This is a genomic window from Streptomyces sp. NPDC088097 (assembly GCF_044741845.1).
Lineage (GTDB): Bacteria > Actinomycetota > Actinomycetes > Streptomycetales > Streptomycetaceae > Streptomyces.
Window position 1 is genome coordinate 1 of sequence record NZ_JBIUTJ010000022.1, and the last position, 19,453, is coordinate 19,453.

Consider the following 19,453-nt stretch of genomic DNA (forward strand, 5'->3'; position numbering starts at 1 on the left):
AACCGGCCACAGAAGACGAAGGTTGATAAGCCACCCCGACAGCCTCCCACCCACGAGGCCACCACACCCACCGAACTTACGAAAAGATCAGTAGGCGCGCCATCTGACAAGGCACCGCGGAAGGTACGGGACCACCGCGGCCACACCGTCGAAGCCGACAGCGGAGACCGCCGCCGCTTGCGCGATCGCCCCGATTCGCGCTGACCGCGGTCGGAGTGCTCATCGGTGGCGCTCTGTTCGGCGCTCTGTCTTCAACTGCCGGCACCCCACGTCCACCAGCGACGATCCGCATCACTTCCCACCGATCGAGACGCCCTCGGCACCGGCCGGGGCGGCGGCACGCAGCGCCGCCTCGACCCGGCGGTTGCCGGTCATGGTCGACGTGACGGCGGTCATGGTGAGGAGGAGGCCGGCGGCGGCGTAGAGCGGGGTGCGTACGTCGTACGTGGTGGCCAGCCAGCCGCCGAGGAAGGCGCCGAACGGGGCGGCGCACATGGCGAGCATCCGGGAGGTGGAGGCGACCCGGCCCATCAGGTGGGCGGGGACGATCGCCTGTCGGAGGGAGGGGGCCAGAACCATCGTGGCGCCCATGCCCGCTCCGCACACGGCGAGCGCGAGCCCGGCGACGTACGGGTTCGGAGCGGCGGCAAGACCCAGGATGGCGAGCCCCTCGACTGCGGCCGTGCAGGTCAGTGCGGTGCCGGTGCCGAGCCGCCGGCCGAGGAAGGAGGCGATGCCCGCGCCGAGCAGACCGCCGGTGGCCTCCGCCGTGAGAAGCAGGCCGAATCCGAAGGTGTCGATGCCGAGGCGATCGTGCGCGAAGAGGGCGAGTACGGTCTCCACGGCCAGGAAGGCGACGTTCCCGACCGCCGGACGCAGCGCGAGCCCGAGCAGCAACTGATTCCGGAATACGTACGAGGCGCCGGCCCGCGCCTGTCTCAGCAGCGACTCACGAGCCTGCGGCACGGGCCGGGGCGCGGCGGGCAGCGATCGTACGAGCAGTGCGGAGACCGCGAACGACACCGCGTCGGCGAGCAGCGGAACCGCCCGCCCGAGCGTGAGCAGCGCACTGCCCGCGGGCGGCCCCGCGAAGCCGGACGCGGCGGTCTGGGCGCCGCGCAGGCGGGAGTTGGCGCGCTCAAGGAGTGCGGGGTCGCGGCCGAGCAGATCCGGCAGATAGGCCGTGGCGGCCGTGTCGAAGAAGAGCCCGCCGACGCCGAGCAGGAAGGCGACGGCCGCGAGCAGGGGGATGCTCAGCACGTCGAGCGCGGCCGCTGCCGCCGGTATCGCGAGCAGCACCGCACGCGCCGCGTCCGTGACCCACATCGTGCTCCGACGGTCCCAGCGGTCCACCAACGCACCGCCGAGAACCCCGAAGAGCAGCCACGGCAGCGTTCCGGCGGCCGTGACGACGGCGAGCACCATCGGATCCCGCGTCAACGTCAACGCGAGGAGCGGCAGCGCGGCATGCGACACCCCGTCACCGAGCGAGGACACCGTCTGCGCAGTCCACAGCCGTCCGAACTCGGACGGCAACTTCGCTACATCTGAGGTCACTTGGAGTCTCCTTCGGACTGCTCGCGCGGTCCCGGGTGGAACAGTGCGAAGACGAGTGACGCGTCCGGCAGTGAAGGATCGGACAGCTGCCGGTACTCGTCCGCCAGTGCCTCCAGCCGCGCCCCCAGCTCCGCGAACTGCGCCCCGGTGAGCCGGAGATGCGCCATGCGTACGTGTCGCTCGCCATCCATCGGCGCCGCCTCCAGGTCCGCCACCGCATGCCGCATCAGCACGTCCGGACCTCCCTCGCCCGGATCCGGCAGCACGATCGACCGCGCGGCCATGGCGTAGTACCGCTCGGTGACGCCCCGGACCTTCCGCGTCCGGACCACCTTCACCAGGCCTGCCCGTTCGAGCAGCCGTACGTGGTAGCTGGAACTCCCCTTCGCTAGACCCACTCGCTCGGCGATCTGCGTGATCGTCGCGGGCTCGAATCGGAGCACGGCCATGATCCGGTGGCGCGTGAGGCTGGAAACGGCGCGCAACTGCTCGCCGGTGGTGACGTGGAACGTCTCAGGAGCGTCTTCGGTAGGCATGCCCCCAATGGTCAACGTTTCTTGACCATTGGGCAAGGGGTTTTCGTTGGAACTTCCGAACCGCGGCAAGGTCGGGCCCGACGCCGGCTCTGGTCGTCAACACGCCCAACGAGCAACGGTGTTGTGTGCGCAGTGCGCACTGTCGACTGGACCGGGCATGAGGGGTCGGCCCGTGCTCGATTCGGGTGGGCAGAGGAGGATCTGGCGCTCGTTCTCGTCGATGGTCGGGTCCCGGTGGAGCTTCGTGCCGATCCGGGCCGCAGGATAGGTGCGGTGGTGGGAGCTGTCCGAGGGCAGCCCCGCTCCGCCGGTTCGTCTCCGCCCTTGGCGCTGACCGCGAGGAGTTCTCATGTTCGAAAACGTCCAGGGTCTTTCTCCGGAGCGTGCCGCACGCCTTGCCGATCTGGTGGAGCAGTGCGAGCCGTTGCTCGACCAAGACGAGGGAATGGAACAGGTCCAGCGGCTGCTGCGGGACCTCGGGTCGGGGGTCATGGACTCGATCGTGGTGACCCGAGAACTGCTGGGCGTCGGCCTGGGGGAAGCCGAGGAGATTGTCCTGTCGAGTGCCGCACGGACCACCGACCTGCGGACTCATCAACAACTCGTGGACATGACGGAGCGAGCGAAGGACATTGCGGACGCTCTCTCGCAACTGCCCCCGCCCCAAGGGGGCCCTAGGATCGTCGCCATCGACGGCGCGGGAGGATCGGGCAAGACCACGTTGGCCGCCGCGTTGGCCGGACACCTCGACGGCGCCGTCATCGTGCACGTGGACGACTTCTACCGTCCGATGCCCGACCGAGAGCGAGAGCGACTCGATGCGGAACAGGGCTACAGGTGCTACTTCGACTGGGAACGTCTGCGGGATCAAGTCCTGATCCCGCTGCGGGATGACCGGGCGGCCCGCTACCAAATCTACGACTGGACCACCGGACAACTCGGCGCTTGGCACGAGGTCGTCCCCGGGGCCGTGGTGATCGTCGAAGGGGTCTACTCCGCGCGCCCGGAGCTGGTCCCTTACTTCCACTTCACCGCCTACGTCGACACCCCTCGCGACACCTGCCTGCGGCGCGTGCGAGGACGCGGCGAGAACTCCGAGGGGTGGATCAAACGTTGGCGCGCCGCCGAGGACCACTACCTGCGCACCACGTGGCCCCAGGCCAGAGTCAAGCTCGTCGTCCGGGGCTACTGAAGCAGTCGCGGGCGTCCAATAGCGGAAGACGGCGGCCGGGGGCCGGTCCGCCCAGGCCGCCGAACTCCCGTCCGTCGGGCTGGTTTTGAGCCCTGCCGGGCGGGTCGCGTGCCTACTGGGCTGCGACGATGGAACGCTCGACCGATGTGCCCGAGAGTCTCGCCCCAGCCACAGATCCGACCCGGGTCAATGACTACGACAGCTTCGCCGAGGCGTACTCGGCGGACAACGAGAACAACCTCGTGAACGCCTACTACGAGCGGCCCGGGATGGTGGCCCTCGCCGGAGACGTGACCGGCCGTCGGATCCTGGACGCCGGCTGTGGCGCAGGCGCCCTGTCCGCCGTCCTACGCGACCGGGGTGCGGTCGTCACCGGCATCGACGCGAGCGCCGGAATGCTGGCGTTGGCAAGACGGCGGCTGGGTGCCGACGCGGCCCTGCAGGTGGCCGACGTGAGCGAGCGCCTGCCCTTCGACGACGGTGCTTTCGACGACGTGGTGGCGTCGCTGGTCCTGCACTACGTCGAGGACTGGGGGCCGACGCTGGCCGAGATGCGGCGAGTACTCACGCCCGGCGGCCGGCTGATCGCCTCGGTGGACCACCCTTTCGTGGCCTACGCGATCCAGGATCCTCGGCCCGACTATTCTGCGACCACCAGCTATTCCTTCGACTGGACGTTCAACGGGCAGTCGGCTCCCATGAGGTTCTGGCGCAGGCCGCTGCACGCGATGACCGATGCCTTCACGACCGCCGGTTTCCGAATCTCCGCCATCAGCGAGCCGCAGCCCGACCCAGCCGCTCGTGACCTGTTCCCCGACGACTTCGATGCCCTTTCGACCAAACCCGGCTTCCTCTTCTTCGTCCTTGAAGTACCGCCGTCGGCTGCGGGCTCGGAGGAGTAGCCGATCGACCGATCACGAACGGAGCCGGAGCCGGATCGAGGCGAAGGTGGCCGGACTCGTCGGCTCGCCGTCGTCGAGTACGACGACGCCAGAGCGCATGTGTTGCTTCCACGACGAGGACGCCAGGTCGGTGCCGTTGATGCGGTGCCGCTGATCCGGAAGCCCTGGGTGCGGACAGATGGGGAAGGCCGGGGCGGGTGGGGTTGCCTTGGGCGTTGTCGAAGGCTACCGGAGCGCCGCACGCCGAAGGGGCCCGGCTGATGCCGGGCCCCTTCGTTTTCGTAGCGGGGACAGGATTTGAACCTGCGACCTCTGGGTTATGAGCCCAGCGAGCTACCGAGCTGCTCCACCCCGCGTCGGTAACGCCACTCTACGTGGTCCGGGCGGGGTGGCTTGACCAATATCGGCCGCGGACGATGCCTACCTCGGCCTGGACTCGGTAAGGGCTCCTACGCGTGCTCTGACGGCGCCGAGGATTCGTCACGGCTCCGACGGCTCCGACGAGTCGTCCCGGCTCGGACGGCTTGCACGGATCGTCGGTGATTCCCTGGGTAGTCTCGTCGGGAGTCGTCGTCCGAACGGGAGTGAGCCGTGGTGCACGTACTGGGGAGCAGGATCCTGCTGACGCCCACCGACCCCGAGCGCTCCCGCGCCTTCTACGGCGAGACCCTCGGCCTGGCCGTCTACCGCGAGTTCGGCACCGGACCCGAGCGCGGCACGGTCTACTTCCTCGGCGGCGGATTCCTGGAGGTCTCCGGGCGCGCCGACGAGTCCCCCGCGCCCGGGACGCGGCTGTGGCTCCAGGTGGCGGACGTGGCGGCGGCGTACGAGGAACTGCGCGACCGGGGCGCCGAGGTGCTGCGGGCTCCGCTGCGCGAACCGTGGGGCCTGATCGAGATGTGGATCGCGGACCCCGACGGCGTGCACATCGCCGTCGTCGAGGTACCGGCGGACCACCCGCTGCGTTCGCGCCCTTGAAACCGCACACGACGGTGAGCCTCCACGCCGACCGCCACCGCCGGCGCCGCCACCACAGCCCCCATGGCGCGGCCGGATCCGGAAGCGCCGGCTTGACTGTCCTGTGTGGTTTCTGAAGAGTCGACGCCATGAACGAGAACCTCTTCGCCCTCCCCGTCCTCGGCCGACTGTCGCCCTCCGTGACCCGGCGTCTCATCGGCGAGATCCCGATCCTGGTCGTCGACCACCCGCGCGTGCGTGCCGTGGTCAGCCTGCAGGGCGGACAGGTCCTTTCCTGGCAGCCGGAGGGCCGCGCCGAGGTTTTGTGGCTGGGCGAGCGCAACGCCTGGGTGGCGGGCACGCCCGTCCGGGGCGGCGTGCCCCTGTGCTGGCCGTGGTTCGGGCCCGTGGCCAAGCCGTCGCACGGTTTCGCCCGCGCCCTCGATTGGGACCTGGTCTCGCAGGAATCCACCGAGGACGGTGTCGTCCTGGTGCTCCGTCTGGGTTCCTCGGACGTCACGCGCGCCCTGTGGCCGCACGAGTTCACCCTGACCACGCGTATCTCCCTCGGCGCGACCTGCGCGATCGACGTCGAGGCGACCGGCGAGTACCAGAGCACGGCCGCCCTGCACACCTACGTGGCGATCGGAGCCTTGGACGAGACGGAGGTGGTCGGGCTCGGCGACCGCCACCACGACAACCTCCTCGACCTGGACACGGTGGATGCGGGGGGCACGGTGCGGCCGACGGGACACATCGAGCGGGTCTACACCGCGCCGGACGAGGTCAGCGTCGTCCGGGACGGCGCACTCGGTCGCAGCGTGCAACTCACGCACCGGGAGGCCTCCGACGTCGTGGTCTGGAACCCCGGACCCGAACTGGCCGCCTCGATGGCCGACCTGACGGACGACGACCACCTCCGCTTCCTGTGCGTGGAGACCGGCCGCGTCAACGTCCCCCTGGAGAGCACGCCCGCCCGCCCCGCCCGCCTGGGCGTCACCCTGAGCATCCTTCCCGGCGCGCAACGCTGACGTCCGACGGACCGACCGGCCCCCGGGGCGAACCGGGGAGGGAGGGCGAGGGGAACGCGGGGTGAGGGCGGCCGCCCTCGACAGGGCCCGGTGCACGGGACCCCGCCCGCCGGCTGACAGCCCGGCAACTGACCGGCCGTGGGCCTGCCACCGCACGGTGATCGTGCGACGGCAGGCCCACGCCAGTACGGTGCCTCATCAGGACGACAGGATTCCGGTGCGAAACCCCTGGTCAACGGTTCGCAGGCATGGCAGGCTCTGCCTCCACTCGAAGGGAATTCCGCGATGACCGAGAAGCTCGTGCCCGACTGCGTCGACTGCCACCCCCTGCCGGGCCACGACAACGCCCGCATCGGTCCCGACAAGATCTGGCACGCCCCGGACTGCACGGTCTTCGGCCGGTTCATGTCCAGCCTGAAGGAAGACGGCAAGCGGGTCCGCGAGCAGGGCGCGTGGGCGAAGGGCGTCTTTCCCGCCGCGCACGAGCGGCTCAAGAAGGCCGCCGTCGACGTGCCCGAGGACTCCGCCGCCCAGCCCTTCGTCGCCGCGCTCGCCGAGCTCGTCCAGGCACAGGCCGACGCCACCGGATTCGTCAGCCTGCCGCGTTGGGCGGAGATCCTGGAACGTCACTTCCCGGCGACGCCGCCCGGTCCCGAACGGAACGGATAGGCCCGAGGGCCGCCCGCAGCACCCGAACCCACCCGCACCCGAACCCACCCGCACCCGCCCGGACCGCTCGACGCCCGGACCGCTCGACGCCCGGACCCGGCGGCCTCAGGTTCGTTGCCGCCGGGTCGTCACAGGACGCGGACGGCCCCCGAGGGGCTGGACCAGTCGAGGCTGCGCTCGACGACTCCGACGCGGGAGTTCTGCGCGCCGACGTAGGTGTTGCCCCCGACGTAGACGGCGACGTGGGTGGCGGAGCCCTTGGCCCCCCAGTACAGAAGGTCGCCCGGTCGCAGGTCCGACAGATCGACGTCCCGGCCGCTCGCGGACTGCTCTTGGGAGACGCGCGGGAGTTCGACGCCGGCCTGACGGTAGGCGGCCTGGGTGAGGCCGGAGCAGTCGTACGCGCTCGGCCCCGTCCCGCCCATCGCGTACCCCTTGCCGACCTGGGCCCGGGCGAAGTCCACTACCGTCGCGGCCGCCCCGGTCACCTGGTCCGGAGTCGAGGTGTCGGGGGAGGGGGAGGTCGAGGGGGAGCCGTCGGGCCGGGAAGAGGGTATGTGCCCGCTCGCGCCCGTAGGGCCCGAATCCGCCTGGTGGGCCGAGGCGGGGGTGGCCGCAGCGGCCAACGCGAGGGTGCCCAAGACCCCACCGAGAACACCGACGCGCGTCGGGGACGTACCGGAACGGGGCTTGGCGTGACGAGGCTTTCGAACCGTTTTGATCATGCAGCCAGCTCTACCACCGGTTTCGACGCCCGCTCAAATCGCGTGCAATGCGCCACAATTGTGACAATGCGTCCAGGAGGCCGCGCCACGAGGGCCCCCACTGTCGACCGCGCGCCGCAACCCACCCTGTTATCGGCCCGTGACCTGCACTTCTTGACGCACGCTCACGACCGCATCCCGCCCTACCACTTCGCGCACACAGCGGCCGGCCACGCGGGGGCTCGCGCACCGACCGCGTGGCACACCTCACCCTGGCCCATTCGTCGGCCGCGTGAACAACGCTGCGGGTGCGCCATCGTGCCCACCGACCGGGCCCCCGGGCCCTACGCCTCAAACCTTGAACGCACGGCCTACCCCGCCGAGGGTGACGTGGTGCCGAGGTTGAGGGTCGGAGCCGGGACGATCTTGAAGGAGAGGATGGGGAGCCCGATGATCGCCTTTCCGGGGTCCATCGGCGTCCGGTCATGCGGAGCGCCTGCGCAGGCGTCGGCCTCGTAGATGAACACCGATGTGTTCGTGTGGTTGCCCACCGAACGGAAGTAGCTGCCCTCCGGGGCGTCGGGGAACACTTCCTTGACCGTGTAACAGTGACCGTCCGTAGGGCTCTGGACGAGCTTGCGCGGGGCGGCGATCACCGGCCCTTCCTTGCCCGGCTCGCCCAGGGCGACCTGGACGTCGCCGACGGCCGCCGAGGCCGAAGTCGGGAGGGCCACCGCGAGCAGGAGAGCGGTTCCGACCGCGACAAGGAGCCCGGGCCGGTGTGAGAGCGTTTGACGGCGCATGGAAACCTCCTGGGCGCCACGTCGTCCGTGGTCAGATCAGGAGGGCGCCCAACTCGATCCAGTATCCCCTCGCGACCTTCGGGGCGCAGTGCGTCGGCCGCTCACCTGCGGTTTCGCGATGTGAGCGAACGTCGCAGGACGAATCGAAGGTCGGCGCCACAGGGCCATGAGGTGCGCCGTCAAAACGGTCGCGCTGCCGACAGAGGCAGGCGGTCCCGTACGGAGCCGAGGGCGCGCGGCTCCGGGCCCAGCGGGCGGGCCCGCCGTCGGGGACGTGCCCGGCGCCACCGACCGTGTCGCCGGACGGTGGCACTCCTCACCGCCCGTCCGGCCACGGTTGTCCCGGTTCGGGCTCAGGCCCGGTGCGCGACCGCCGCCAGGGCGTTCTTGACTTCCTGCGCCACGCGCGCCGCGTCCTCGGGGTTGTTCACCACGTCCGTGTGGTTCATGTCGATGACGAGGACTTCGCTGGCCGAGTAGTGCGTGTGCACCCAGTCGTCGTACCCGGACCACAGGGTCCGGTAGTACTCGATGAGGCTCTCGTCCTGCTCGAAATCGCGGCCCCGGAGCCCGATGCGGTGCAGCACCGTCTCGAAGTTCGCCTTGAGGTAGACCATGAGATCGGGTGCCTTGCGGTACGGCAGGCCGTCGATCTCGCGCATCATCTCGCCCAGCAGTCCCTCGTACACCCGCATTTCGAGGGAGCTGATCCGGCCCAGATCGTGATTGACCTTGGCGAAGTACCAGTCCTCGTAGATGGACCGGTCGAGGACGTTGTCGCCTTGCTTGTACGCCTCCTTGACCGAGGCGAACCGGGTCTGCAGGAAGTAGAGCTGGAGCAGGAAGGGGTAACGCTTCGCCTGGATCTCTTCGGGGCTCGCCGTGTAGAAGAGCGGAAGGATCGGGTTGTCGTCCACGCTCTCGTAGAAGACCTTGCTGCCCAGTTCCCGGGCGAGCAGTTCGGCCACGCTCGTCTTGCCGATCCCGATCATGCCTCCGACGCAGATCACTGACATACCTCACTTCTCCCTGGAGATCTTCTGTTCGTCGGGCGGGCCGGATGGGCGCCCCACACCACTGAGTGGCCCACCGGCGGTCACGCGATCCCCGGGATCTTCATGATCAGCGCCATGTGGTTCGCCTGGACCAAGGCCCTGACCCGGGCCGATCTCTCGATCGACCGGTCTGAGCGGCAGCCCTGCGGCCGCTGTACGTCTTACATCACGATTCGTGCCATGTCTGAGCGGAGGAATGAAGGGGCGCACCGGCCTAACCGCCGCTACGGATAACACTACATCTTGATGTTGGCGTTTCCTTTCGTCCCAGATGTTGTGCCGCAGGGTGGATTTGGGTCCGACCGCCACGAACTGGCCCATCATGCCCGTGTCCTCGTGGTGCAGCAGGTGGAGGCAGTAGGCGTACGGGATGTTCGAGTCCGCAGCAGAGTTCTCGCCGCGTCGCCGGACCGGGCACGTGCGCGGTCCGGGACGAGCTGCGACACGCCACCTGCGACGTACCGCAGCCGACGCCACGGGCCTACCGGCAAGCCCTTCCGATCACAGCACCGGGTGGTCTTCTCCACCCTCGAATCAGTGTCGCGCGGGGTCCACCGCGAGGATCCGGTGCGTGGTTCAGCGGCCGAGGGCGAAACCGAAGGGGCTGCCCGCCAGGGTGGAGCCGAAGGACGTGGCGGTGAGGCTGCGCACGCCGGTGGTCGCCGGGCCGGCGTCCGCGCCGCGCAGGACGCTGATGGCGCCGTCGCCGAAGTACGGCCACTCCGTGTTGGTGTTGTTCTCGCCTGGGGTACCGACGGCCAGTTCGGCCTTGCCGTCCTTTGTGTAGTCCACGAGGGACACGCCCCAGGCGAACTGGTCGTGCGTCTCCGCGGCCCCCGGCACCCCCGCCGAGTCCTGCGTCAGCGCGACCCCGTCGGTGGCCGTCACGATGCCCTTCGCGCTGCCGCGGAGCACGGTCACCGAGCCGCCGTCCACGACGGCTCCGATGTCCTCGCCGGGCGCTCCGATGGCGAGTTCGGGGTTGCCGTCGCCGGTCACGTCGCCGATCGCGACCGAGTAGCCGAACCTGTCGTCGCTCTCGGCGGCCCCCGGTACCCCGGCGGTGGACTGGGTGATCACCTTCTGCGGCTCGCCGGTGATGCCGCCCTTGCGGCCCTTCCAGACGGCCACGTCGCCGCCGGCTGCCGAGAACTCCCTGGAAGGTCGTCCGATCACGATGTCGGCCTTGCCGTCTTTGTCCAGGTCGCCGACCACCGCGTCGGTTCCTCCCTGGTATGCGCTCTCCGGCCACCAGGTCGCGGAGCCGTCGAGCTTGCCGTTGACCCCGCTGAACACCCCGAACATCGGGACGTTGCCCAGGGCGCGGAACTGGGTCACGACGTCGTCGCGTCCGTCGCCGTCGACATCGCCCGCGGCCAGGCCGTAGGAACCGAAGTTCGCGAAGTCGTCCGTACGCGTCAACGCGGTCCCGCCCGCCGCCACGGTGAAGCGCCGCATGCCTCCGTCGGGCCCGATCCGCTCGGTCGCCACGAGCTCGGGGCGACCGTCGCCGTCCATGTCCGCCGCCGTCAGTGACTGGCCCAGCAGCTTGGCGATGCCCATCACGCGCGAGGCGTTGCCCAGGCCCGTCGGGCTTCCGAAGAGCACGGTCACCGAGCCGGTCCGTTGACCGCCCTCGGCCACGGGGGCACTGTCCTGCGGGGCGCCCACCGCGAGGTCGGAGAAACCGTCGCCGTTGAAGTCGCCGGTGCTCAGCGCGTACCCGAAGTTGTCCCCTTCGCCGGGGTCGCCCGGGACGCCGGCGCTCGCCTGGCTGATCACCTTGCGTTGGGCAGTGACCAGTCCGTCCGGGCCGCCCGGCATGACGGCCACGTACCCGGCGCCCGCCTTGCCGCCGATTGTCGCGGCGGGGGCACCGGTCACGAGGTCGTTGTAGCCGTCCCCGTTGAAGTCGCTCTTGTGGACCCCGGTCACATCGGCTGCCGCGGCGGGTCCCGCCACCACGACCGTTCCCGCCACGACCGTCATCCCCACCGCGAGCGCGGCCCATTCTTGGCGCATCAGCACAATTCCTCCCCTGACCTGCCCGAACGTGTTCCACCGGGCCGTGGAGAGGGACTGTAGGCGACCCCCCTTCGCGCCGTCTCGGCAGGTCGGTTCCCGAGGTCGGGAGAGCCGGGCCCCATGGCGCTCTGGAGGACCCGGTACATCGCCGCCTGTCCACCTTCGAGCACCGCGATCTCAACGTACTCGGCCGCTACGGCTTCACCGCCTCCACCTCGGCCACCGGCACCGGAGGGCGGCCCGGAAACCCGTTTTCCCCGTGGAGGGCGCCCGCCTATGCTGGCAGGGTTCCGATTCCGCCCCCTGTGGGCGTGCGCGTGTCCTTCGAGGTGATGACGTATATCCCAGGCCAAGTAGCCGTTCTTCCCGGGCCCTGCCCGCGGACCCCCGCCTGTGCTGACAAGGCGGATGGGTGTTGTCCGCTGTGAAGACGGTGATCCCGACGGCCTGGGCTCCGTGACATCCTCCTGTGCGCAGTAGGCGTACACGGGCCTTGGCCTGCCCGTTCTTCCCACTGCCCTGAACAGGAACCCCTCTCCGTGTCTCATGACACCCGCAAAGCCCTGCCCGGCTCGGGCACTACCCCAGCCGGACGAACTTCGCGCCCCGGCAGCCAGATCATGCTGGCCGTGGTGCTGATCGGCGAACTGATGGCCGTCCTGGACGCCTCGGTGGTCGACACCGCCCTGCCCACCATCCAGGCGGACACCGGTGCCTCGGCAGCCGGCCTTCAGTGGACCCATGCCGCCTACGCGCTCGCCCTCGGCATAGGGCTGATCACCGGTGGTCGCCTCGGTGACCTCTACGGGCGCAAACGAACCTTCCTGCTCGGCACGGGCGCCTTCACCGGCGCCTCCTTGCTGTGCACCCTCGCCGTCGGCCCCGCCACCCTGATCGCCGCCCGCGCGGTGCAGGGCGCCGGTGCGGCGGTGATGATCCCGCAGGTCCTGGCGACCTTGCACGTCACCTTCTCCGACAGCGACAGCAGCGGCGACAGCGACAACGACCGCCACAGCGGCAGCGGCAGCGACCGCTCCAAGGCGTTCGGCCTGTACGGAACCGTCTTGTCCATCGGAAGTGCCGCCGGGCCCCTCCTGGGCGGCGTCCTCACCCAGGCCGACCTGTTCGGCCTCGGCTGGCGCTCCATCTTCCTGATCAACGTCCCCCTCGGGATCGCCACGGTCCTGCTCGGCCAGCGCTACATGACCGAGTCCCGCGACACGCGGGCCCCGCGCCTCGACCCGCTGGGCATGGTCCTCTCCGCGCTCGGGCTGCTGCTGATCGCCTACCCGCTCAGCGCGGGCGGCGCCCGGCACTGGCCGTGGTGGACCTTCACGGCCATGGCCGCGGGCGTAGCCGTGCTGGTGGGCCTGGTCGTCCAGCAGCGGACCAAGAGCCGTAAGGGCGGCTACCCGCTGATGGAGCTGTCCCTGTTCTCCGGTCGCCCCTTCTCCGGAGGGCTGGCCGCACAGCTGGTCTTCGGTCTGCTGTCCGGCCTGTTCTTCATGTGCTGGACACTCTTCATGCAACAGGGCCTGGGCATGAGCCCGTCGCGGGCGGCGGTCGGCTTCCTCCTCCTCACCCTCGCCGAGATCACGGGCGCCTGGCTGGCCATGGCCGCCGTCGCCCGCCACCAACGACGCGCTCCCCAGGCGGGCGCGCTGCTCGCCGCTTCGGCCCTGGCCTCGTTCCACCTGTTGGCCACCACGTACGGCACCGGACTGTCGATGACCACCATGGCGCTCCCGGTCCTGGCACTGGGGCTCGGACTGGGCATGATCGGTGCCCCGCTCACCGACCTCACCATCGGCCGCGTCGACGTCGCGCACGCAGGATCGGCCTCCGGTCTGTTCAACACCGCCACCCACCTCGGCATCGCCCTGGGCGTCGTCCTCACCGGCGTGGTCTTCTTCGCCCACGACCAGAGCGCGACCGCCCGCGGCGGCGAGGTCGTCGACGCCTTCACCGCCACACTGCCGTACGTGATCGGTGGCCTGCTGATCGCGTGGGCCCTGATGTTCTTCCTGCCCCGCGCCACCTCTCACCGCACCCTCCGCCTCTGAACCCCCGGCTCGGGGTGGAGAGAAGGAGGCGGCTCGGCCGGGGGCCGGCGGCCGAAGCGTTGCCGGGGCGTGGCTTGGGGAGCGAGGGCCAGTTCGTCCATGCGGATGAGGTCGTCCACCGCGTCGCGTGCGCGTTCGGGGAGCTGGGACGCGTAGGCGAGGAGCCGGCCCAGCGGGCCTGGTACGTAGATGCGTGTAGGCGGCCGGCGGATGGCCCGTGCCACGGCGCGGGCTACCTGCTCGAGACGCAGCGGCTGTACGAGACGGGGTCGCAGACCTTCACCGGCACGGGTGGCGACGAGGTAGGGCAGGACGCAGGTGACGTGGACACCGCTGCCGCGGATCTCCCGGCGCAGCCCCTCGGAGAGGGCGACCACGGCGGCCTTCGTCGCGTGGCTGGTGTGGTTCGCGCTGACCGCGACCGCCGCCCTCCTGATCTTCTGTTTCCGCACCCGTTCCTTCCACCGGGCCCCGTCCCGCAGCACCCCTACACGGCTCCCGACACAAACGGCGGACGGCGGTCAGACCACTTCGGCATGTTCCTCACCGAGCAGAGGGAGACCCAGATGACCGCCGGCCGGCAGGGCAAAGCCAATGAAACGATCACGCCCCACGACCCGCGACGCACCACGGACAGCGCCCCCGGCGCCCCCCGAGCCGGCCGGCTCCCCGGACCCCACCAGCACAGCGCGGCCCCGGCCGAGCCGCGTAGGGCGCAGGACGGGCGGTCCGGGTACACAGCGCAGGCGCTGGAGCGGGACATCGACCACCTGTATCCGGAGCTGCCGCACCCTGAGACAACCAGGGATCTCCTGCCCTCCACAGGGACGGAGATCCTCCTGCCGGAGACTGCCAGGCGCCTCCACGGCCGGCTGCACGCGGCGCTCATCACACCGGTGCGCCAGACCGTGGACCACGGCGGCCGGCGCTGGAGACCCACCCTCGCGGCCACGGTGGTGGAGGCACTGGGCGCTGACAGCCGCCCCTACGGGCCCCTGTGGGCGGCCTGCGAGCTCCTGCACACCGGATCACTGATCATCGACGACATCCAGGACGGGGCCCCGCTGCGCCGTGGGCGGCCCAGCGCCCACCTCGAACACGGCACCGCCCTCGCCATCAACGCCGGCACCACCGCCTACTTCAGCATGCACCGGGCCATCCGTCAGACCTTGCCCGACGACCCCCGCCTGCGTTCCCGCGTGTACGAGACCTACCTCGACGCCCTGCAGGCCGCGCATGCGGGGCAGGCCCTCGACCTCCAGGGGCACCACGAGGAGATGAGCGTCGCGCTGACCACCGGGGACACCACCGTCGTACGGCAGTTGGTCGCCCAAACCCACCGGCTGAAGTCCGGCGCACCGGTAGCCGCGGTGTTCCGGATCGCCGCCTTGGTGGCCGAGGCCGATCCGGCTCAGTGTGACGCGCTCGCCGCTCTGGGCGAGGCGGTCGGCACCGCGTACCAGATCACCGACGACGTCGCCGACCTCCGCGGCGTGAGCCGGCAGGGCGCCGCGACCAAGCGCGTGGCCGAAGACCTCCTCAACGCCAAGGTCACCTACCCGCTCGTCCGCGCGCTCGCCCGTATGCCTCAGGACGAAGCCCGACAGCTGTGGGAACAGGTGCGCTCCGGTCTGGACGCGGACGGCGCCGCCCGCGCCGCCCGACGTATCGCCGACTGTGGCGCCCTCGACGAGTGCGCGGACGAAGCCCACCGCATGGTCTACGACGCGTGGAAGAAAGCTTCAGACCGGCTTCGGCCCTCACCGTCGGGCCGGAGCCTGGGCGCGCTGTGCGCCGAAGTCCTGCACTCACGCATCGCCTGACACACGACCCGGGGCAGGCCGGACCCGGTTCGGCCACGCCGGACTGAACGCATGAACGCGGACGTCGCCGAGGCGTTCTGCGCCCGGGTTCCCGGGGTGCGGGGCGTCGAGGTGGTTGGGGCGGGGTGCATGTGGGTTGGTGATCGCAGCGAGTAATTCCCGTACGGGCGCGTCCCGTTGCCGGAAGACGTCGCAGGAGCGAGTGGGGGAGCCGGCGGTGGGGACGAGTGGGGGCGACGGGCGGACGTACGCACCGGACGAGGGGGACGTGCTGGAGGCCGGGGGGCGTTGGGGCGCCCTTCGACAGCGGAGGAGGTCGTCGCGCGGGTCGACGAGCGGACCGGACGCGGTGGCACCAGGCTGTGGTGGTCGGTGGAGCAGTGGCAGGAGAGGACCGTCTCCGGAGGACAGCGTTACCAGCGGGACCGGCGTGACCAGGAGCCGCGGAGGACACCGGACGAAGCGAGCCCGGTCACGGCGAACCCGGAGCGGGTCGCGGAGCGGTTGCGGGAGCGGTACCGCTCCCGCAACCGCTTCGAAGGCCCGGGCGGCTGGCGACGGGGCCGGGCGTCGCGCGCCCTCCGGGCCGCCGTGGAGCAGCAGCCCCCCACCGGCCTCAGGAGCACCCCGCGGACAGCGGCCAGCGCCGCCCCCGGAAGCGCCGGGGGTCGTCGGGGTCAGAGTTCCGCGCGGGTCGCGGATTGGGCGCCCCGCACGGCTACGTTCGCCGCACTTTCCAGCAGCGGGGCGGACGGGCGAGTGTCACCGGTCAGGGTCAGGCCCCCGAGCGCCGCCCAGGCCAGGGCGGCCGAGGCCGCCTTGGCGCGCTCGTCTCGGCCCGGCAGGAACGAGCCGAAGAGGAGCGCGTCACCGAGGTCGGCCGCGACTCGGCAGAGAGTGACCGTACGCAGGGCCGCGCCGACGGGAGCGGCCGCCATCGCGGCGCCGATGATGGCGTCCCGTACCCCGACGGCCCGGATCAGCAGCGCGGCGGACCCTTGCTCGGACAGCCCGCAGGGGCGGGCCAGTACCGCCGGCCGGCAGGCGACCGCCACCCCGTAGCCGAGGGTGGCCACGCCCAGGATCCTTGCCGCTGTCACACGCATCTCGATCACTCCGTCCGGTACTCCGCGAGGCCACCGGACCGGGACCTGCGATTGCGTGTCCGCCTACCCGGCCGGCGCCGGCGCACCCGCCCTACGAGCCATCGTCCTCGGTCACGTTCGCTCCGGCCTGCGCTCCGGGAGCGCAGGCCGGGCACAATCCGCGGTAGGTGACCTCGACCTCGGACACGATGAAGCCGAACCGCTCCTCCGCCGGCAGTCCGACCGGCACGCCGGTCACGTGGACGTCGCGGATGGTGCCGCAGCCGGAACACACCAGGTGCTGGTGCGGATGGTGCGCGTTGGGGTCGAAGCGTTTCGCGCGACCTTGGACGGAGACCTCCACGACCTCACCGAGCAGCACCAGCTCGGCCAGGGTGTTGTAGACGGTCGCTCGGGCGATCTCGGGCAGTCGTCGGACCGCGAGGGTGTGCACCTCGTCGGCCGTGAGGTGTACGTGGTCGCCGTCGAGGACCTCCGCGACGACACGCCGCTGGGACGTCATCCGCCAGCCACGCCCTCGCAGTCGCTCCAACAGGTCACTCATATCGGCTCACCTTTTCGGCTCGGCGGGAAAACGAGATTTTAGCGATGTCGATCGGGTCGCTGACGAAAGCGGATGATCGGAAAATGCCACCTTGCCTCACGGTCTCGGAAAAGAACGGATGTGACCGCTTGTTATGCGGACGCGCTCCGCGTGTTCTCTCCGCGGTGAGCTCTCCGGTGCGCGACCATACGGACGCGCCGACACGCGCTCGATCATCGGCGCCGTTCGCGAGAATGGAAACACCGACACAGGAAGAAGGACGGACGTGTCCGGAAGCGACAGCGAGAACCCGGTCATCCCTGCCCCTACCCCCGCGCCGACCCGCCCCAGGTCGAATCGGGACTGGTGGCCAAATCAGCTGGATCTACAGGTTCTCCACCAGCACTCGCCTCTGGCCAATCCGATGGGCGAGAGCTACACCTACGCGGAAGAGTTCGCGAGCCTGGACGTCGAGGCCCTGAAGCAGGACGTCTTCGAGGTGATGACGGACTCCCAGGACTGGTGGCCCGCCGACTACGGCCATTACGGGCCGCTCTTCATCCGGATGAGTTGGCATTCCGCCGGGACGTACCGCATCGCGGACGGCCGGGGCGGCGGCGGGGCCGGGGCGCAGCGCTTCGCACCGCTCAACAGCTGGCCGGACAACGCGAGCCTCGACAAGGCGCGCCGTCTGCTCTGGCCGGTCAAGCAGAAGTACGGCCGGAAGATCTCATGGGCCGACCTTCTGGTTTTCGCGGGCAACTGCGCCATGGAATCGATGGGGTTCAAGACCTTCGGCTTCGCCTTCGGCCGAGAGGACATCTGGGAGCCCGAGGAGATTTTCTGGGGGCCCGAGGACACCTGGCTCGGGGACGAGCGCTACAGCGGCGACAGGGAACTCACCGGTCCTTTCGGAGCCGTGCAGATGGGTTTGATCTACGTCAATCCGGAAGGACCCAACGGCAATCCGGATCCGAAGGCTGCCGCCCGGGACATCCGCGAGACCTTCGGTCGCATGGCGATGAACGACGAGGAGACGGCCGCCCTCATCATCGGCGGTCACACCTTCGGCAAGTGCCACGGTGCGGTCGACGCCGAGTACATCGGCCCCGAGCCTGAGGCCTGCCCCATCGAGCAGCAGGGCCTCGGGTGGAGGAACACCCACGGAAGCGGAAAGGGCGTCGACGCGCTCACCAGTGGGCTCGAAGGTGCGTGGACCACGGAGCCGACGAAGTGGGACAACGGGTACCTGGACAACCTGTTCCGCTACGACTGGGAGCTGACGACGAGCCCGGCCGGTGCGCAGCAGTGGACTCCCAAGGACCCCTCGGCCCAGGGCACCGTCCCGGATGCCCATGACCCGTCGAAGAAGCACGCCCCCATGATGCTGACGACGGACCTCGCGCTGCGCGTGGACCCGATCTACGGACCGATCGCGAAGAGCTTCCACGAGAACCCGGACAAGCTCGCGGAAGCGTTCGGCAAGGCGTGGTTCAAGTTGTTGCACCGCGACATGGGCCCGCTCTCGCGCTACCTCGGCCCGTGGATCCCGGCGCCGCAGCTGTGGCAGGACCCCGTCCCCGCGGTGGACCACGAGCTGGTCTCGCAGACGGACATCGCGGCTCTCAAGGACCGGATCCTCGCCTCGGGACTGACCGTCCCCCAACTGGCGGGCACCGCCTGGGCGTCGGCGGCGAGCTTCCGAGGCACCGACAAGCGTGGCGGGGCCAACGGGGCCCGGATCCGACTCGCGCCGCAGAAGGACTGGGCGGTCAACGACCTGCCCGAGGTCGCCGAGACGCTGCGGACCCTCGACGGCATCCGCGAGGACTTCAACGGTGCGCAGTCCGGCGGAACGCGGATCTCGCTCGCCGACCTGATCGTCCTGGGCGGGTGCGCGGCCGTCGAACGAGCCGCGAAGAACGCCGGGCACGACATCACGGTCCCGTTCGCCCCGGGGCGCACGGACGCCTCGCAGGAGCAGACCGACGTGGAGACGTTCGCCGTGCTCGAACCCAGGGCGGACGGGTTCCGCAACTATCTCCAGCCGGGGGAGAAGCTGTCACCCGAGACCCTTCTGCTCGATCGCGCCAACCTGTTGAACCTGACCGCGCCCGAGATGACGGTTCTGATCGGCGGCATGCGGGCCATGAACACCGGCTTCGGGCAGACCCCGCACGGCGTCTTCACCGACCGCCCGGAGGCGTTGACGAACGACTTCTTCGTCAACCTGCTCGACATGGGCACGGAGTGGAAGGCGTCGGAGTCGGCGGAGAACGTGTTCGAGGGCCGCGATGCCGCCACGGGCGAGGTCAAGTGGACGGCCACCGCGGTCGACCTCGTCTTCGGTTCGCACGCCCAACTCCGAGCTGTCTCGGAGGTCTACGGGTCCAAGGACGGCGAAGAGAAGTTCGTGCGTGATTTCGTCGGCGCTTGGGACAAGGTGATGAACCTCGACCGGTTCGACCTCGTCTAGGGCGTACCCAAGAGGGCACTGGGTTGTGCCG

Annotated in this window: 17 protein-coding genes and 1 tRNA gene; 8 read left to right on the top strand and 10 right to left on the bottom strand. The window is 70.1% G+C overall.

The window, feature by feature from the left end:
- Window positions 1–291 precede the first annotated feature (291 nt).
- Both ACIOD1_RS33285 and ACIOD1_RS33290 read right to left on the bottom strand, forming a co-directional pair.
- Entirely contained in the window at window positions 292–1,557 is a 1,266-nt protein-coding gene (locus tag ACIOD1_RS33285; protein WP_401906767.1) for an MFS transporter, read from the bottom strand.
- A complete protein-coding gene (locus tag ACIOD1_RS33290) occupies window positions 1,554–2,093 on the bottom strand; it encodes an ArsR/SmtB family transcription factor (protein WP_401906770.1) in 540 nt (179 codons plus the stop codon). Before ACIOD1_RS33290 ends, ACIOD1_RS33285 begins: the two co-directional genes overlap by 4 nt.
- A 349-nt stretch (window positions 2,094–2,442) precedes the next feature.
- Between ACIOD1_RS33290 and ACIOD1_RS33295 the strand changes: the two genes are divergently transcribed.
- Window positions 2,443–3,285, top strand: coding sequence for a hypothetical protein (locus tag ACIOD1_RS33295; protein WP_401906772.1), 843 nt, complete (start codon window positions 2,443–2,445; stop codon window positions 3,283–3,285).
- A gap of 128 nt (window positions 3,286–3,413) precedes the next feature.
- Window positions 3,414–4,187, top strand: a complete 774-nt coding sequence (locus ACIOD1_RS33300; RefSeq protein WP_401906775.1) for a class I SAM-dependent methyltransferase — start codon at window positions 3,414–3,416, stop codon at window positions 4,185–4,187.
- A gap of 282 nt (window positions 4,188–4,469) precedes the next feature.
- Here the strand turns inward: ACIOD1_RS33300 and ACIOD1_RS33305 are convergent.
- Window positions 4,470–4,543, bottom strand: a tRNA-Met gene (locus tag ACIOD1_RS33305).
- A 235-nt stretch (window positions 4,544–4,778) separates the two neighbouring features.
- Here ACIOD1_RS33305 and ACIOD1_RS33310 point away from each other — a divergent pair.
- The 3 genes from ACIOD1_RS33310 to ACIOD1_RS33320 all read left to right on the top strand — a co-directional run bounded on the left by ACIOD1_RS33310 (window position 4,779) and on the right by ACIOD1_RS33320 (window position 6,844).
- The gene (locus ACIOD1_RS33310) at window positions 4,779–5,165 is read left to right on the top strand and encodes a VOC family protein (RefSeq protein ID WP_401906777.1); all 387 of its coding nucleotides are present in this window, start codon (window positions 4,779–4,781) and stop codon (window positions 5,163–5,165) included.
- 128 nt (window positions 5,166–5,293) lie between these two features.
- Window positions 5,294–6,175, top strand: coding sequence for a D-hexose-6-phosphate mutarotase (locus tag ACIOD1_RS33315; protein WP_365627241.1), 882 nt, complete (start codon window positions 5,294–5,296; stop codon window positions 6,173–6,175).
- A 285-nt stretch (window positions 6,176–6,460) separates the two neighbouring features.
- Complete coding sequence (locus ACIOD1_RS33320) at window positions 6,461–6,844, top strand: hypothetical protein (protein ID WP_365627244.1); 384 nt, start codon at window positions 6,461–6,463, stop codon at window positions 6,842–6,844.
- A gap of 128 nt (window positions 6,845–6,972) precedes the next feature.
- Here the strand turns inward: ACIOD1_RS33320 and ACIOD1_RS33325 are convergent, their stop codons facing one another.
- From ACIOD1_RS33325 to ACIOD1_RS33340, 4 genes are all read right to left on the bottom strand, one after another.
- Entirely contained in the window at window positions 6,973–7,485 is a 513-nt protein-coding gene (locus ACIOD1_RS33325; protein ID WP_401906781.1) for a C40 family peptidase, read from the bottom strand.
- 434 nt (window positions 7,486–7,919) lie between these two features.
- Window positions 7,920–8,351 (bottom strand): hypothetical protein, encoded by a 432-nt coding sequence (locus ACIOD1_RS33330; RefSeq protein ID WP_365627249.1) that lies wholly within the window; start codon window positions 8,349–8,351, stop codon window positions 7,920–7,922.
- A gap of 353 nt (window positions 8,352–8,704) precedes the next feature.
- Entirely contained in the window at window positions 8,705–9,367 is a 663-nt protein-coding gene (locus ACIOD1_RS33335; RefSeq protein WP_365627252.1) for a deoxynucleoside kinase, read from the bottom strand.
- 615 nt (window positions 9,368–9,982) lie between these two features.
- Window positions 9,983–11,428: an FG-GAP-like repeat-containing protein gene (locus ACIOD1_RS33340; protein ID WP_401906785.1), complete on the bottom strand. Its 1,446-nt coding sequence runs from the start codon at window positions 11,426–11,428 to the stop codon at window positions 9,983–9,985.
- A 542-nt stretch (window positions 11,429–11,970) separates the two neighbouring features.
- Between ACIOD1_RS33340 and ACIOD1_RS33345 the strand changes: the two genes are divergently transcribed.
- Window positions 11,971–13,494 (top strand): MFS transporter, encoded by a 1,524-nt coding sequence (locus tag ACIOD1_RS33345; RefSeq protein WP_401906787.1) that lies wholly within the window; start codon window positions 11,971–11,973, stop codon window positions 13,492–13,494.
- Here the strand turns inward: ACIOD1_RS33345 and ACIOD1_RS33350 are convergent.
- Window positions 13,473–13,946 carry a hypothetical protein gene (locus ACIOD1_RS33350; protein WP_401906790.1) on the bottom strand — a complete coding sequence of 158 codons (474 nt, stop codon included), beginning with the start codon at window positions 13,944–13,946 and terminating at the stop codon, window positions 13,473–13,475. The genes ACIOD1_RS33345 and ACIOD1_RS33350 overlap by 22 nt on opposite strands.
- An 84-nt stretch (window positions 13,947–14,030) precedes the next feature.
- On the opposite strand from ACIOD1_RS33350, the gene ACIOD1_RS33355 reads away from it, so the two are divergent.
- Complete coding sequence (locus ACIOD1_RS33355) at window positions 14,031–15,317, top strand: polyprenyl synthetase family protein (protein ID WP_401906793.1); 1,287 nt, start codon at window positions 14,031–14,033, stop codon at window positions 15,315–15,317.
- A gap of 677 nt (window positions 15,318–15,994) precedes the next feature.
- Here the strand turns inward: ACIOD1_RS33355 and ACIOD1_RS33360 are convergent.
- The gene (locus tag ACIOD1_RS33360) at window positions 15,995–16,423 is read right to left on the bottom strand and encodes a hypothetical protein (protein ID WP_365627263.1); all 429 of its coding nucleotides are present in this window, start codon (window positions 16,421–16,423) and stop codon (window positions 15,995–15,997) included.
- A 91-nt stretch (window positions 16,424–16,514) separates the two neighbouring features.
- Complete coding sequence (locus ACIOD1_RS33365; RefSeq protein ID WP_365627266.1) at window positions 16,515–16,967, bottom strand: Fur family transcriptional regulator; 453 nt, start codon at window positions 16,965–16,967, stop codon at window positions 16,515–16,517.
- Between the two features lie 265 nt (window positions 16,968–17,232).
- Between ACIOD1_RS33365 and katG the strand changes: the two genes are divergently transcribed.
- A complete protein-coding gene (gene katG, locus ACIOD1_RS33370; protein WP_401906797.1) occupies window positions 17,233–19,422 on the top strand; it encodes a catalase/peroxidase HPI in 2,190 nt (729 codons plus the stop codon).
- Window positions 19,423–19,453: the final 31 nt, after the last annotated feature.

Bases quoted from the DNA above. Each gene is read 5' to 3' on its own strand.
- ACIOD1_RS33295 (WP_401906772.1), top strand. From the start codon at position 2,443: ATGTTCGAAAACGTCCAGGGTCTTTCTCCGGAGCGTGCCGCACGCCTT.
- ACIOD1_RS33365 (WP_365627266.1), bottom strand. From the start codon at position 16,967: ATGAGTGACCTGTTGGAGCGACTGCGAGGGCGTGGCTGGCGGATGACG.
- ACIOD1_RS33355 (WP_401906793.1), top strand. From the start codon at position 14,031: ATGTTCCTCACCGAGCAGAGGGAGACCCAGATGACCGCCGGCCGGCAG.
- ACIOD1_RS33290 (WP_401906770.1), bottom strand. From the start codon at position 2,093: ATGCCTACCGAAGACGCTCCTGAGACGTTCCACGTCACCACCGGCGAG.
- ACIOD1_RS33300 (WP_401906775.1), top strand. From the start codon at position 3,414: ATGGAACGCTCGACCGATGTGCCCGAGAGTCTCGCCCCAGCCACAGAT.
- ACIOD1_RS33340 (WP_401906785.1), bottom strand. From the start codon at position 11,428: ATGCGCCAAGAATGGGCCGCGCTCGCGGTGGGGATGACGGTCGTGGCG.
- ACIOD1_RS33330 (WP_365627249.1), bottom strand. From the start codon at position 8,351: ATGCGCCGTCAAACGCTCTCACACCGGCCCGGGCTCCTTGTCGCGGTC.
- ACIOD1_RS33335 (WP_365627252.1), bottom strand. From the start codon at position 9,367: ATGTCAGTGATCTGCGTCGGAGGCATGATCGGGATCGGCAAGACGAGC.
- ACIOD1_RS33320 (WP_365627244.1), top strand. From the start codon at position 6,461: ATGACCGAGAAGCTCGTGCCCGACTGCGTCGACTGCCACCCCCTGCCG.
- ACIOD1_RS33360 (WP_365627263.1), bottom strand. From the start codon at position 16,423: ATGCGTGTGACAGCGGCAAGGATCCTGGGCGTGGCCACCCTCGGCTAC.
- ACIOD1_RS33315 (WP_365627241.1), top strand. From the start codon at position 5,294: ATGAACGAGAACCTCTTCGCCCTCCCCGTCCTCGGCCGACTGTCGCCC.